Source organism: Campylobacter sp. (assembly GCF_019423325.1).
Classification (GTDB): Bacteria; Campylobacterota; Campylobacteria; order Campylobacterales; family Campylobacteraceae; genus Campylobacter_B.
The window spans coordinates 457705-473453 of record NZ_JAHZBQ010000001.1; the positions used below are offsets into that span (position 1 = coordinate 457705).

The following is a 15749-nucleotide window of genomic DNA, read 5'->3' on the forward strand; positions in this document are numbered from 1 at the left end:
ACTGCCTCTGTAAGAACGGCGCTTGCATTGCAAAAACACGAACGGCTGACGTTTTTCGGCTTTGTCGCCGTGCGAAAAATGCCCTAATGCTGCAATTAAAAATAAAATTTTCATATTTCATCTACGGGCTTTGAATTTCACGGCTGCATGCCGCGCTGCTAGGATAAACCAGACTGCACTCGTTTTGCGCGAACGGGCGCTGCGACGATACTGCGGATAAAATTTCGCCGAAATTTCAAAAGCTTAATTTTGTAATTTTACGTCGCAGGACTTCGCCCGCCTCGCCTACTAAATTCGCGGAATTTTGCTTGGCTGCGTGGTTTATTAAATTTCGCTTGCCATCAAATTTTGCAGAGTTTCGCCTGCTAGCGGAATTTTTAGAATTTTATTAGATGGCGGAATTTTATAGAACTCTATTCGCTCAAATTCCGCGGCAAAATGAAATTTTTTGCAAGCGCGAAAGCAAAATTTAGCGAGTGAAATTTTGCAGGCAAAATTCTAGCGGCGGGTGGCGAGCGCGAATTATTAAATTTTAACCCCGTTTTGAATAAAATAGCGCCAAAAATTCTAAAGGCTTAAATTTGAAAAATCGCTATCCGACCCGTCAAATCTCCGTCGGCTCCGTCAAAATCGGCGGCGGTGCGCCCATCTCCGTGCAGTCGATGAGCTTTTCTAAAACAAAGGACGTGGAGGGCACGCTAGAGCAGATAAACCGCCTGTATTTCGCGGGCTGCGACATCGTGCGCTGCGCCGTGCTCGATAAGCAGGATGCGGACGCGCTCACACGCATCAAAAAAAGCTCGCCGCTTCCCATCGTAGCGGATATCCATTTTAATTTTCGCTTGGCGCTACAGGTCGCGGAGTTTGTCGATGCTATCCGCATAAACCCGGGCAATATCGGTGGCAAGGACCGTATCAAGGAGGTCGTGCGTGCGTGCAAAGCTCGCAGCTTGCCCATCCGCATCGGCGTAAATTTGGGCTCACTCGAGGAGCAGTTTGAGCAAAAATACGGCCGCAGCGTGGAGGCGATGGTGCAAAGCGCGCTGTATAACGCCGCGCTGCTTGAAGATGAGGACTTTAGCGATATCGCGATCTCGCTTAAGACTTCGGACGCGCCGAGCACGGTGGCTGCGTATCGCGCGCTGCGCCCGCTATGCGAGTATCCTTTTCATCTGGGCGTGACCGAGGCGGGGACGAAATTTCACGCGAGCATCAAGAGCGCGATCGCGCTGGGAGCGCTTCTGATGGAGGGGATCGGCGATACGATGCGCGTGAGTATCACGGGCGAGCTTGAGGAGGAGATCCGCGTCGCGCGCGCGATCCTGCAGGATGCGGGCGTGCAAAAAAGCGGCGTCAATATCATCTCGTGCCCTACCTGCGGGCGTTTGCAAAGCGATCTGCTAAGCGCGATCAAAATCGTCGAAGAAAAAACCGCGCACATCAAAACGCCGCTAAATATCAGCGTCATGGGCTGCGTCGTAAATGCGATCGGCGAGGCGAAGGGCGCGGACGTGGCGATCGCGTTCGGCAACGGGCGCGGCATCGTGATGCGCCACGGCGAAGTGGTCGCCAAACTCGAGGAGGGCAAGCTCGTGGAGCGGTTTTTGCAAGAGGTCGAGGACGAGGTGCGGGCTCGCGAAGGAGCGTGAGGGCCGCGGAGCGCCTAGCAGCTCAAATCTCGTTATTATTCGTGGCTTGGGTGGCTCGGCTCTGAATTTTGGTGCGCTTGGGCTAGTTGTAATTTGCTCGGCGTTTTAAGGCGCTCTCGGGCTTATCGCGGTTCGTTTAGGCTCATAGGTACAGCGTGTCTTGGCGTGAAATTTTAAAATTTCATCCTTAAGGCGGCGCTTTTAAATTTGAGTCTTTGGGGAATACGGCTTGGAATTTTGGTTTGAAATTTCGCGTGAAATTTTGAGTTAAAATTTTGGCTTTGGAATTTCGTCTTGAAATTTCATTTTAAAATTTCAACCTCGCGATTTGAAGCGAAATTTTATAGAGTAGAATTTACCGCGCGAAATTTTAAGCGGTAGAATTTTATGCTGTCTATGAAATTTAGGCGCAGGCTCTATGCGCTCGCCAATTTTACTCGCAGGATTTGCCTCGGTAGAATTCCGTGCCGCAAAGCGGAATCTTGACGGATGAAATTCCGATACGCCACGAAATTTCATCCGGCTGGATTTCGTCCTGCACCTAAATTTAAGGCGAGCGAAATTTTAAGAGTCAAAATTTCAAAGGGCGAAATTTAAAGCCGGCGGGATTTTAAAGGCGAAAATTCTGAGGATGAAATTTTAGATAGCAAAATTTAAAGCGGCTCAAATTATAAAATTTTGCCCGATAGAATTTTGCTAAGAGGCGAGATTTCAATTCTATAAAATTTAAAATTATCGCGCCGCAGAGATTTGCGGAGGCGAGCTTGAAATTTTATAGAATTTAAATGCGAAACGAGGGGAAGCGATGGCAACAAAGCAGAATGTGCCTGCAAATTTATACGATCTGGATATGGAGCGCGCGATCTTAAGCTCGCTTTTGCAAAACGAGGACGCATACGGCGAGCTGAGCGAGATAATCTCGGTCGGCGATTTTTTCTACAAGCCGCACGCCGACATCTACGAGGCGATCGTCAAGTGCTCCTCGCACAACGAACCGATCGCGCCAAGCTTCGTTAAAAAATGGCTAGCCGAGCGCTACGACGATGGCGCATTTACCGAGGTCGTAGCCACCAGCGGCGTAGTCGATGCCCCAAAATACGCGCTCGAGCTGCGCGAAAAATCGATCAAGCGCTCACTAATCAAGGTCGCGCACGAGATCCCTTCGATGGTAAACGAAGCCGTGCGCAGCAAAGACACCGCCGATAAAATCAGCTCCAAAATTTACGAGCTCATCGACGAGGAGCGCCACGGCGGCATCAAAAAATCGCACGAGATCATCGCCGACGTAGTAGAGGAGCTGAAGCGTCAAAAGGCGCTAGCAGGCTCGGAGCTCGTGGGGCTGGATACCGGCTTTCGCTTCCTAAACGACTACACGAAGGGGCTAAAGCCGGGCGAGCTCATCATCATCGCCGCCCGCCCCGGTATGGGAAAGACCGCCTTTGCGCTAAATTTGATGATGAAAACTCTGCAAAGCGGCAAGGGCGTCGTATTTTTCTCGCTCGAGATGCCCTCTGTGCAGCTGATGTATCGCATACTAAGCGCGCTTAGCTCGATCCCGCTAAGCGACATAATGAGCGCCAAGCTCAGCGACGACGACTGGACGCGCTTCAACGACGCCTGCGACGCGGTGCTGAATATGCCGCTTTTCGTCTATGACAGCGGCTATGTAAACATCCACCAAGTCCGCACCCAGCTGCGCAAGCTCAAATCCGCGGATGCTAACATCGAGCTTTGCGTGATCGATTACATCGGACTTATGACGAGCACGAGCAACTACTCCGAACGCCACCTGCAAATCGCCGAAATTTCGCGCGGGCTCAAGCTTTTGGCGCGCGAGCTCAACATCCCGATCATCGCGCTATCGCAGCTAAACCGCTCGCTTGAGGCACGCTCTAACAAACGCCCGATGCTAAGCGATCTGCGCGAAAGTGGCGCGATCGAGCAGGACGCCGACATCATACTTTTCGTCTATCGCGACGAGGTTTATAAAGAGCAGATGGAGCGCGAGCGCATTTCGCGGCTGGAGGCCGAGGGCAAGGACGCGGGCGAGCCCGTGTTTAGGCGCAACGACTATCAGGAAAAAGCCGAAATCATCGTCGGCAAAAACCGCTCGGGCGAGGCGGGCAGGACGATCGAGGTAGGCTTTCAGGGTAGATTTACCCGCTTCGTCGATACGAGCTTCGGCGGCGAGCCCAGCGAGAGTGCGATCTTTAACGAAAACGATAATCTCGACTACGTCTCGCAGCTGCAAGATCAGGGCTTTGAGGAGCTAGTTGGGCAGCATCCCGATACAGCGCAGAATTTGCAGCAAAATTTAACGCAGAATTTTAATGAAGCCCAAAATTTTAACGAAGCGCAAAATAGCGGCGTAAGCTTAAACACAAGCTCCACTAGCGCCCGAAATTCCAGCGTAAATATCGATTTTGATGAGATGCCTAGCTTTGGCGAAAGCAGTGAGCAGGACGGCGAGGAGATAGACGGCGAGTCTAAGCTTAGCGCAGAGCAGGGCTTAGCAGAGGTGCAGCGCGCACCGCAAAAGCAAGAATTTCAGGGACAAAATTTAGATGATGTAATAGCGGGCAGTATCTCGCCCGAAACAGAGCACATGCGTGGAAATTCGGCCGAGCAAAACGTAAAGAGTGCGGAGAGCGCAAAAGACGCGCTGCAAGATGTAAAAGGCGCATCGCAAGGCGCAGAGAAGGTAGCGGGCGCGTCGCGAGGAGCGGAGAGTGTGCAGCGAGAGGATGCCTCGTATTTTGGGGGTGATGATAGTGTCGATGGCGGCAGGTCGTCTTTTGAAGCGCAAGAGGACGAGGCGAAATTTAAACCAGCGCCGCCTTTAAATATCGAAGAAATGGGCATTCCAAAGATCAATGAGGCAAACAGGCTCGATGACGACGACGCGCCGCTGGATCTGTGAAATAGCGCTTAGGCTAGCGCTGATCGTTAGCGTTTTTTGTTTCGCACTTTACGCGCAGGATTTCAGTGACGCAGGCTTTTGCGCGCTGGCGGCGTTTTGGGCTTATGCGTTATTTCAGGTGCTATTTAGCTTTTTTTACGAGGCGAAGCAGCGCGCCAATGCGGCACTATTTCGCAGCAGCGGGACTTTGATTAAAATTTTTAGAGGCAGGCTGATAAGCGGGGTTTTAGCCTGCGCGGGCGCGATCCTCTTGAGCGTCACTTTGGCGCTAGGCCTAGCGGATCTGCGCGGCGCGGAGCTATTCGTGACGCTCGCGGCGCTGCCTGCAGCTCTTGCTCTGATGCGCCTGGCGGTGCTGAAGCTCAGTCTAAAAGAGATTAAAAATCCTAGAATTTTATCGCTCAAACTTAGCATTTTGCTGCTCGCCGCGCTTGCCGTAGCGGTAAATTTCACTATAAATTTAGCCTATTTGCGGTTCGCAGACGGCGTAGATACTACCGCACACTCTCAAAATTCCGCGATAAATTTTACTTCGCCCGCCCGCACCGCCGCATTCGCTGAAAATTTCGCGATAAACAACGCTTCCGCGCCCGTCGGAAATTTAGCAACAAATAACACCGCTAAATCCGCGACGAATAACGCCGCCATAATTGTGCGAAATTCCGAGACTGATAATGCCGTCAAGCCCGCGCCGAACGCCGCTAAAAATCTCACCGCTTCGCCCGCAAATTTTAAAGCGAGCTCCGTCGGGGCGGTGTACGCCTCGGCTGAAAATTATAAGGCAGTTCCCGTCGCTACATCGCAAATCAACGCTAAAAATTCTACGGCTAGCCCCGCCGCAGCGCAAAATTTAACTCAAACTCCCGTCACGCCGAACGTGTCCGCCGATAATTCAGCTGAAAAATCCGCGACCAGCCCCGCATCGGTAGCCGAAATTTTTGAAATTTTAAAATCTACCGTGCCGCAAGCGCACTTCAAATCCGCTCTGCTAAATGAAATTTACGCTTTGAAATTTTACAAAAACGCGCTGTTTGATCTGGCGCTGTCGCAGAGCCCTAGCGCGCTAAAAATCGCTCTTTTGTTTCTGATCTGTGCGGGAGATTTCCTCTTTTACTGCGCGATCTTGCATCTTTGCGCCTTCGTGCTTTTTATGCCGCGAGCCACGTCCGCGCCCAAAATAGGGCGCTTTAGTGGAACGATCTTTGCGCTTGCTTATGTCACGCTGTGTTTGATCTGCGCCGCGCAGACGCGCGCGGCAGGCGGCGGCTCGGAGAGTGTGCATCCTAAAAGCGCGGTCGAGACGAGCGTGCAGATCGTGCTGCAAAGCGGCGAGCGGCTGATTTTAAGCGCGCGCGAGGCGGACGTTCTAAGAGGCGAGCTAAACGCCACGCGCTTTGCCGCGGAGGCAAACGCCGCATCCGCGCTAAATAGCTACATCGACGCCGTTTACGACGAGGGCGCGAGGCTTAGCGCGCAGAAAATGGCGGATTTCAATTACTCGTTTCTGAGCGATTATCTGGTGCTGTGGCACGGCGTGTGGGACGATGACGCGGGGGCGTATCTGAATGAGAAATTTGCGCTCTTCGTAAGCGAAAGCTTCCCGAAGGATTTTGGCGAAAACATCGCTAAAATCGCTGCGGCAAACGTCAAAAATTATGAGAGCTCGCTAAATTTTACGCTCAAAAAATACGGCGCGAAAATCGATCTCAACGTCACGCAGAGCTTCAGCCTAAAAAGCAAGGCGTATCGCGCGAGCGGAACGGGGCTGGGGGCGCTGGGCGGCGTGCTAGGCGCAAAGCTGATAAGCAAGAGCCTCGCTAAAACTGCGGCCAAGACGGGCGCAAAAACCCTTACCAAAGCGGGCGCTAGCGCGACCAGCGGTAGTGCGGGGCTCGTATGCGGCCCGGGCGCGGTGGTGTGCGTGCCTGCGTTTGCCGTGGCTACGTGGTTTGGGCTGGATTTTGCGTTTGCCAAGGGCGACGAGGCGCTCAATCGAGAGGAGTTTGAAGCCGCGATCGTGCGCGATATGATGGCGGCAAAAGAGGAGCTAAAGCGCGCGCTGGCGCAGGATTTCAACGCGACGATAGATGAAATTTCGAGTGAAATTTTAAATTTAGACGGGAAGTAGGCGGCGGATTATGCCAGCGTAACTTAGACCCGTTGCGAGCGAAATTTTACGGCGGATTATGGAGCTTTCGTGCGTAGCGGGCGGCGAAATTTTAAAATTTCATCTAAGTGTGGGCGGCGGGTGCCATGCATCAAAATGGGCGGCTCGGTAGGTACGAAGCGGTAGCGAAACTAGCGGCAAAAATAGGCGCACAAGACAAATAGCGTAGTGGGTGTGCAATAAACAGCGCCGCGAGCGAGGAATTTTATAAAATTCTATTCCGCTTTGCTTGCCTTGCTGCACCTGTGCGATTTAAATCGGTTGCGAGTAAAATTTGGCGGCAGATTATAGAATTTTTGTGTGCAACGGACGGCGGAATTTTAAAATTTAATCTAAGCGCAGGCGGCGGACGGGATTACGGCGCACTTATCGCACTGCCGCGCCTCTTAAATTTTTTAAGAAGCAGCTAAAAATTTTTATATATAATCGCCGCTTAAAATAAGGAGTGCTAATGAAAAAATTCTATCTTAAAATTTCGTTATTTGCGTTTATAACGGCATTTGTAGTGATTCCTGCTGCGGCAAAATCGCATTTGACAAGCTTGATAAAGTTAGAGGATTTTAATAACGAAGAGCAAAGGACGCTTTTTAAATCCTGCGATTACGGTGACGGAAAATATGGATCGTGCAATAAACTCGTTGAAATTTTATCTAAAGAGTGCGAGGGCGGCGATATGCGCTCATGTACTATACAGAGTGATTTTTTACAATCTTTGTTTAGAGAAGAGGAGGCTATGAAATATCTGATTAAGCTGTGCGATGCTAACCTTATCGAATATTGCATGGGGCTAGGTTGGGAAGATATAGAATTTAACGGCAATATACAAAGGGCAATTAGGAGTTTTGAAAAAGTATGCGATAGCAAGCTGAAGAATAGTGAGCTTTTTTGTAGAATGAATGAGGAATTAAAGAGCTGTTTAAAAGATAAAGAATGCAATCCGATAATAAGGGGCAAGGCTCTTTTAAAAAGAACTGTAGAGGAGCTGAAATGAGAAGTATTGGCGTTTTATTCTTATTGATTATGATATTGTCGTGTCCGTTATCTGCCAAATCTACGGCAGAGGAACAAAATCTTTATAACGAATGCAATAAAGGAAACGGCAAATATAGCTCATGCACTAAACTAATAGAAATTTTATCTAAAAAATGCGATAGCGGTAATATGGAAAAATGCGATGATTTGGGCTATGTTATGGGTTTAGAGCTCGGTATGCGTGAAGCGGCTTTTGTGCCCTTAGAAAAATCTTGCAAGGCAGGTATTGCAGCCTCTTGTTTTAACCTCGGTATACATGATATTGCGATAAGAGGCAATGTCAAAAGAGCGGCACATAACTACGCTATAGCTTGCGAAAAATATTCAGAGCGCTTGGAAAAAGAAAGAATATTTAAACTAAAGTCTTGTGCGCTAAAGACGGCTTTAGAAAACTGCTTACGAGATCAGGAGGAACACGATCCCGTAAAGTGTGCGAAAAAAGCCTTTTGGGAAATAAGCGATAAATACGACGCAAATTCAACCAAGGAGTAAAAGATGGCAAATCCAAAGAAGAGCAAAGAGCGATAATTAAAGAATTCTATCCAGCAATTTCGGCGCCTTTAATAACGCAAGCTGCGGCAGAGCGCAATCAAAGTGCAGCTGCTAGCAAAAGATAAAATTTACGTCGCTTTCTGATTTAAATTTATATCGTATGTAGGAGCTAACATGAAAGCGCTATTTTTTATACTCGCAATAAAACAAGCGTGCAAATGGGTGCTTGATATGAGCGAGGAGGAGAAAGAGCAAATTTTATATTTAAGGCAGTATTTGGAACTGGGCTGCAAAGGCGGCGACACGCAAATGTGCAAGGATTTAGGAAAAATAGGGAATTAGGGCAGAATTTTAAATACTAAATTGCCCCACTTGCAAGCTCATGAAATTCGGACTTTAAAATTTAATCTTAATTGGGCTATAATCTTAGAATTAATATTCAAAAAGGAGTTTTTATGCAAACACAGAGCAATTTTATAAACCGCGAGCTAAGCTGGCTACGCTTCAATACCCGCGTGCTGGAACAATGCAAAAAGGATATCCCGCTAATTGAAAAATTAAAATTTCTAGCGATTTACAGCACGAATTTAGACGAATTTTATATGATCCGCGTGGCGGGCTTGAAGCAGCTTTTTACCGCCGGCGTTATAACCAGCGGCGATGACGAGATGACGCCTCTAGAGCAGCTGCGCGCGATCCGCTCATATCTGAGGAACGAACAAACCGAGCTTGAGCAGCAGTATTTCGGCATCCAAAAGGAGCTTTGCAAAAACGGGCTTTTTATCAAAAGCTACGACGAGCTACAGCCCGAGCTAAAGCCGGCGGCAGACGAGTTTTTTTTCTCGCAGATAATGCCCGTCATCGTCCCGATCGCAGTGGATGCGACCCATCCTTTCCCGCATCTAAATAATCTCAGCTTCTCCCTCGCAGTCAAACTTTGCGATGAGGGCGCGCCCGAGTCGGTGCATTTTGGAATGATTAGAATTCCGCGCGTGATTCCGCGCTTCGTGCAGGTCGCGCAAAACACCTACGTGCCGATCGGTACCATCGTAAAACGCCATGCGGAAGAGATTTTCCCCGGCTACAAGCTCATCAGCTCCGCAGCCTTCCGCGTCACGCGAAACGCAGATATCGTGATCGAAGAGGAGGAAGCGGACGATTTTATGATGATCCTGGAAGCGGGGCTTAAACTGCGCCGCAAGGGGGCTTTTGTGCGGCTCCAGATCGAAAAAGATGCCGATGTCGAACTATTAGAATTTCTAAATTCCCATCTTAAAATTTTTTACAAAGATATATATGAATGCGCCGTGCCGCTTACGCTGGACGGGCTTTGGGAGATCGCTTCTAATAAGGATTTTTCCTTTCTAGCCCATCCTCAGTATCTGCCAAAGACTCTGCCCCCCTTTAACGAAAACACCTCTGTTATGAGCGCGATGGAGAAGGAGGATATCCTGCTAATCCATCCTTACGAAAGCTTCGATCCTGTCCAAAAACTCATCAAAGAAGCCGCCAAGGATCCGAAAGTCATCTCGATCCGCATGACGCTGTACCGGGTGGAGAAAAACTCCCCGATCGTTCAAAGCCTGATTGAGGCCGCAAGCGATGGCAAGCAGGTAACGGTGATGGTCGAGCTTAAGGCGAGATTTGATGAGGAAAACAACCTGCACTGGGCGAAGGCGCTCGAAGACGCGGGCGCACATGTCATCTACGGTATCACGGGCTTTAAGGTTCACGCCAAAGTAACTCAGATCATCAAAAAAGAGGACGGCAAGTTAAAATTTTATATCCACTTAGGCACGGGCAACTACAACGGCTCTAGCGCTAAAATTTACACCGACGTGAGCTTTTTTACCTGCGGCGACCGCTTCGACAAGGATACGACGAATTTCTTCCACATCCTCTCGGGCTACAACAAAAACCGCAAGCTGGACAACCTCTCTATGTCGCCGATGCAGATCAAAGAGCGACTCCTGGCTATGATAAAAAACGAGGAGAAGAAAGGCTCTGCCGGCAGGATCATCGCTAAGATGAACGCTCTTGTCGACGGCGATATGATCAAGGCGCTGTATAAAGCAAGCGCCGCGGGCGTGAAGATCGATCTCATCGTGCGCGGCATCTGCTGCTTGCGCCCCGCACTTAAGGGCGTCAGCGAAAACATCCGCGTGATCTCGATCGTCGGCAAATACCTGGAGCACGCTAGAATTTTTTACTTCGCGCACGCGCAGCCCAGCCTATATATCGCGAGTGCGGATTGGATGCCGCGAAATTTAGAGCGCAGACTGGAGCTGATGAGCCCGATTTACAACGAAAATTTGCAAAACAAACTCAAAGAAATTTTAAAACTTCAGCTAAGCGATAACGAGCTCGCATTCGAGCTGCAAAGCAGCGGCGAGTACCGAAAGATCGTGCCGAAAAAGGGCGAAGAGAAAATCGACGATCAGGAATTTTTAGAAATTTATTTCAATAAAATTTACAAAAACATCCGCAAACACGACGAAAGCGGCACGGCGCTAACCAAGCTTTTGAAAGAGAGCTAGACATCTAGAATTTTGCGTCGTTTGGGCTAGCTATTCGCTAAGCCCGCGCGCAGACCGAGATCATAAAATACTAAATACGAGATTTCGCGCCGTGAATGCGCGAGTAGATTTACAGAAATTTCAAAGGGATTAAATGAAAAGATATCTTTATCTAGCCGTTATAGCTATGTTTTGCATGGGCGGGGTTTTTGAAGACGCGGACAAGCTCTATGAGGACGGCGATTATCCTAAAGCGATAAAAATGTGGCAGCGCAGCTGCGACAGCGGAGAGGCGCAAAGCTGCTATAGGCTCGGAAACTTATATCGATTCGGCAGGAACGTCACTCAAAACTATCAAAAAGCGGCGAATTTTTATCAAAAAGCCTGCGATGACGGAGATATGACCGGTTGCTATGAGCTTGCAGGACTATACTTTGAAGGCTATGGCGTTAGACAAGATTATCAAAAGGCTGCGAGCCTGCATCAAAAGGCTTGCGACGGCGGCAATATGTTTTCGTGCAATTTGCTTGCAATTTCATACGAATCCGGTATCGGCGTCTCAAGAGACAGGCACAAGGCTATGGTTTTGCGTCAAATGATTTGCGATAACGGTGATGCAGATATGTGCAATAACCTTGCATATTTATATAAAAACGGCGACAAGGTCGGACAGGACTTGCAAAAGTCGGAGAGCTTATATAAAAAAGCGGCTGTTTTGTACCAAAAGAAAGCTCAAATAAATCAAAAGAAATGCGATGAAGGCAGCCTATATGAGTGCCAGCGCTTAGCGGATCTATATATAGACGGCAAGGGCGTAGAGAAGGATTTCAAAAAGGCTGCGGATTTATACCAGAAGGCTTGTGATGGCGGCAGGGCGGCGGCGTGCTTGATTCTGGGAGACTTATACAAAGCAAATAATTACCAAAAAGCAGAAAGCCTATATCAAAGCGGGCTAAATTTGCTTAAAAATACTTGCGAGAGCGGGGATGCGGACTCGTGTAGTTATCTCGGGGATTTATACAAAAATGGATGGCATATTAAACAAGATAGATCCTTAGCAAAAGAATTTTACGGGAAAGCATGCGATTTAGCAGAGCAGATCGGCTGCGACGAATACAAGCAATTAAACGAAGCAGAACTCATCGATGATAAGCACGACATCACACCGAGCGCGCCTTAATCCGTGAAGCTTGCATGCTTGCGCGCAAACAAGGCTACGCAATCAGCGAGCTATCAAATTTTTTAGAATTTTAAAATTCTAAATTTTATAAATTATCTTAGGCGCAGCTTCCTAGAAATACTAGTCTGCCACGATGCCAGCTATATACTGCGCGTAGATAAAATTCCGCTTGCTTATGATAAAATTTTAAATTTTTTAACTTAAAATTTCAAAGTTTATTTACCCGTCATCGTTTAGTATTTCATTAAAATACTTTCAAATTTAAAGTAAAAATTTGTAATTTTAAAAAATGTAAATTTAAGAGATAAAGGCGTAAGCCTGGAAATTCTTTAAATTTAATTAAGTTCTATAATTATAAATGATAAATAAATTCTTTTTAATTTAAATTTAAAGAATTTTTCACTAATATATTGCTATTTTTAATAACGCCTATGAGAAATAGTATTATAAAAGGATCAAAATGAGCTTATTTAGGTTTTCCATTGCAGCGGCGGGAGCGCTTTGTTTATGCGCGGCCACTTTAGCTGCACAGGATGATAGCGAAGGTGGCTCCCAAAATTTAGGGCAGATCAATGTTACGGGAAACGTAGAAAGCGACCCGCTTACCAAAAAAGTCGGCGAAACTAAAAAGAGCGCCAAGCAACTTGCCAAAGAGCAAGTTAGCGATAGTAGAGATATGGTTCGTCACGAAACCGGCGTTTCAGTTGTCGAAAGCGGAAGATTCGGTGCTAGTGGTTATTCGATCCGCGGCGTGGATGAAAATCGCGTCGATATCAGTATAGATGGACTTCGCCAAGCAGAAACACTAAGCTCGCAAGGTTTTAAAGATCTATTTGAAGGATATGGAAATTTTAATAACACTAGAAACGGCGTTGAGGTTGAAAACGTAAGACAAGTAGATATCACTAAAGGTGCAGATTCGGTAAAAAGAGGCTCGGGCGCGCTAGGTGGCTCAGTAGCGTTTGAGACAAAGGATGCGAGAGATTATCTAACGGAGAAGGATTGGTATTACGGATTTAAGCGCGGGTATCAAAGTGCGGATAGACAAAACTGGCAAAGCCATGCAGCTGCAGTTCGGTTTAAGTGGTTTGATCTTTTGGCTATTCATACTGATAGAGAAGGACATGAACTAAAAAACTGGGGTTATAAAGACTATGACCCAGCCGTCATCAGAAAAGTTAGGGAAAAGCCCGATCCGTATAGAATTTACAAGAAAAGCACCCTTGTCAAATTTGGTTTTCAACCCACCGATACCGATAGATTTAGCCTAGGATACGATAAGTCTAATATAAAATCAGAGGGAATAGACTGGTCGAATCAATTTGCTCTTTATAATACGCAAACCCCTTGGGGAGCATTGACTAACGATATACGACACACTAACGACACAAGCGAAAGAAAGAATTACTCGTTTTCTTACGAAAATTTCGATGAAACGCCTTTATGGGACAGCTTGAAATTTAGCTATAACAAGCAGCGCATTAAACTAAAGGCAAGAACGGACGAATATTGCGAGGGCGATAACTGCGCAGGCATTTCAAATCCGTCTGGTCTACATATAAACGAAAACGGAAAAATGGTAGATAAATACGGAGGCGAGCTGCAACATTCTACCGAGACGTATTACGAACAGCCGTGGTGGAGTCCTGTTCCCATACCTAGGACGAGAGATATAGTAGTAGATAGTAGAGGCGATAAAGTGGATGATAACACCTACCGAGGATACACGAATGAATTAAACACGGGAGGAGTCTCCGATATTTTAGTCAATTGCGATAACTATAACTGCTCAAAGGGTATCGATCTATTTGATACAAATACGTGGAGCTATCAGCACTACGACCTTACCCCTGTACCTACCCCTAATGGCAAAGGAAACTATGCGGTAATCAATCCAAAAGATAGCTGGAACGGCGATTCTCTCTTATTGCCGAGCCAATACGGCTTTGTAGATAACAACTGGAAAGACAGGGATCTCATCACCGATACAAAACAATTAAATCTCGATCTTACCAAGGATTTTACTATCAAAAGCTCAGAGCACACCTTAAGCTACGGCGGGCTTTTTAGTAAAAGCGATAAGCGAATGGTAAACAGACAAGGATACGAGCCTACGAATAAACAGTGGTGGGCCGAAACCTTTTTCGGCGTAAGAAATACTAACCCCGACTTTCCTATGCTCGGCACTTGGTATGCGGATAAATGTAAGCTATACAACGGAAACGACTATGTAACGCTTTGTAGCCACGAAGACGATCCTTTTAGCTTTCTTATTCCGGTTGAGACTAAAACCGGAGCGCTTTATGTGGGGGATGATTTTCGCATAAACGATATCCTAGGCTTTGATCTTAATTATAGATACGACAGAGTGAAGCATAATCCAAGCTACACTCCCGGCGTGACGCCTAAAATTCCGACCGATCTGTTTATCGGTATGTTCGTTCCCTATACGCCGCTTCCGGGCACTCCGTCTAACGACGAGATAAAAGCTCACAAAGATGCAAATGCAGAAGCCAACGCCGTATATTTAGCTTCTCAGAAGAGAAAATATTCGGCAAATTCATATTCTTTAGCTACAAGCATCGATCCACTTGATTTTTTCAGACTTCAACTTAAATATGCAAACGGATTTAGGGCGCCTACTTCGGACGAAATTTACTTCACTTTCCAGCATCCGGATTTTTCGATATATCCAAATTTGGATTTGAAAAAAGAAACGGCAAAGACTAAAGAGATTGCCTTTACGCTTCATAATTCGCCAAGCTTTGTTACATTGAATTTATTCCAAACGGATTATAGGAATTTTATAGATTTACAATATAAGGGGGAATTTCAGCTTCCTTATGGAAACGGTGGAAGTACAATGCCTACCTCTGTGTATCAAAACGTAAATCGTCCAAAAGCAAGAGTAAGAGGAATAGAGATAGATTCGAGACTGGCTTTGGATCAAATTTGGCAGCAATTGCAGGGTTTTAGCATTGGATACAAGCTAAGTATCCAAAAGGGTAGAATGGACATAGGTAATGGCAAAATAGATACCCCGATGAATGCGATCCAGCCTAGAACGGCGGTTTATAGCGTAAGCTACCAAAGCCCAGGCGATAAATTCGGCGCAGATCTATTTATAACTGCGGTAGCTGCAAAAAAAGGAGACGACACCTATAATATGTATTGGTATGAGCAAGCGCGAAGCGGCAAAATCGTAAACGGCAAACCTGTAAGCAATAGCGAAGTGGAATGGAGAAGCGGCGCATATACCACGATAGACTTCGTAACATATGTAAAGCCGATCAAATATCTAACTCTTCGTGCAGGCGCATATAATATAACCGATCGCAAATATATCACTTGGGAAAGCGCCAGATCAATAAGGCCTTTTGGAACTAGCAATCTGATAGATCAAGAAACAGGACTTGGTATCAACCGTTTTTACTCGCCGGGTAGGAACTATAAACTGACATGGGAGTTTCAGTTTTAAAATTTAATCAAGTGTTTGACGTCTTATTAAAACAAAAGCCTTTGGAATCAAAATTTATAGATTTATTACTAAATTTAAAAAGATGGCGATAGTAAATCATTTGGCATCATTTAGATTTCCGAATTTTATGCAGCGTGTAAATTTCAAATTTTACGTGACGTGGCAGACCAAAGGCTCCTGTCTGTGATGACATCAGCTTCGTAATTTTGCAATGATGTTTGTGATCTTTCCGTCGCTTCGAGATCGAATTTTTTGCCCGTGTAAATTTACCGAGCTGAAAAACATAGCGCCCGTATGTGCTAAAAATTTCGCAGG

The 15749-nt window shown here is 46.8% G+C and carries 10 protein-coding genes; 9 read left to right on the forward strand and 1 reads right to left on the reverse strand.

Translation table 11 applies throughout. The annotated features are described in order from the left end of the window. The first annotated feature begins 581 nt into the window (after nucleotides 1-581). Nucleotides 582-1649, forward strand: a complete 1068-nt coding sequence (gene ispG / locus QZ367_RS02115; protein WP_291936698.1) for a flavodoxin-dependent (E)-4-hydroxy-3-methylbut-2-enyl-diphosphate synthase — start codon at nucleotides 582-584, stop codon at nucleotides 1647-1649. 315 nt (nucleotides 1650-1964) lie between these two features. On the opposite strand, the gene QZ367_RS02120 is transcribed toward ispG, so the two are convergent. Then, nucleotides 1965-2168, reverse strand: coding sequence for a hypothetical protein (locus QZ367_RS02120; protein ID WP_291936701.1), 204 nt, complete (start codon nucleotides 2166-2168; stop codon nucleotides 1965-1967). Nucleotides 2169-2454: 286 nt separating this feature from the next. On the opposite strand from QZ367_RS02120, the gene QZ367_RS02125 reads away from it, so the two are divergent. The 8 genes from QZ367_RS02125 (at nucleotide 2455) to QZ367_RS02160 (ending at nucleotide 15434) form a co-directional block, all read left to right on the forward strand. Then, nucleotides 2455-4569, forward strand: coding sequence for a replicative DNA helicase (locus tag QZ367_RS02125; protein WP_291936703.1), 2115 nt, complete (start codon nucleotides 2455-2457; stop codon nucleotides 4567-4569). Further along, entirely contained in the window at nucleotides 4523-6697 is a 2175-nt protein-coding gene (locus QZ367_RS02130) for a hypothetical protein (RefSeq protein ID WP_291936706.1), read from the forward strand. Before QZ367_RS02125 ends, QZ367_RS02130 begins: the two co-directional genes overlap by 47 nt. A gap of 490 nt (nucleotides 6698-7187) precedes the next feature. After that, nucleotides 7188-7727, forward strand: a complete 540-nt coding sequence (locus QZ367_RS02135) for a hypothetical protein (protein ID WP_291936709.1) — start codon at nucleotides 7188-7190, stop codon at nucleotides 7725-7727. Then, entirely contained in the window at nucleotides 7667-8260 is a 594-nt protein-coding gene (locus QZ367_RS02140; protein ID WP_291936712.1) for a hypothetical protein, read from the forward strand. Before QZ367_RS02135 ends, QZ367_RS02140 begins: the two co-directional genes overlap by 61 nt. Before the next feature lie 174 nt (nucleotides 8261-8434). Next, nucleotides 8435-8602, forward strand: coding sequence for a hypothetical protein (locus tag QZ367_RS02145; RefSeq protein ID WP_291936714.1), 168 nt, complete (start codon nucleotides 8435-8437; stop codon nucleotides 8600-8602). Between the two features lie 113 nt (nucleotides 8603-8715). Then, nucleotides 8716-10797, forward strand: coding sequence for an RNA degradosome polyphosphate kinase (locus QZ367_RS02150; RefSeq protein ID WP_291936717.1), 2082 nt, complete (start codon nucleotides 8716-8718; stop codon nucleotides 10795-10797). Nucleotides 10798-10930: 133 nt separating this feature from the next. Next, nucleotides 10931-11956 (forward strand): SEL1-like repeat protein, encoded by a 1026-nt coding sequence (locus tag QZ367_RS02155; protein ID WP_291936720.1) that lies wholly within the window; start codon nucleotides 10931-10933, stop codon nucleotides 11954-11956. Nucleotides 11957-12416: 460 nt separating this feature from the next. Beyond that, nucleotides 12417-15434, forward strand: coding sequence for a TonB-dependent receptor (locus QZ367_RS02160; protein WP_291936725.1), 3018 nt, complete (start codon nucleotides 12417-12419; stop codon nucleotides 15432-15434). Nucleotides 15435-15749 lie beyond the last annotated feature (315 nt).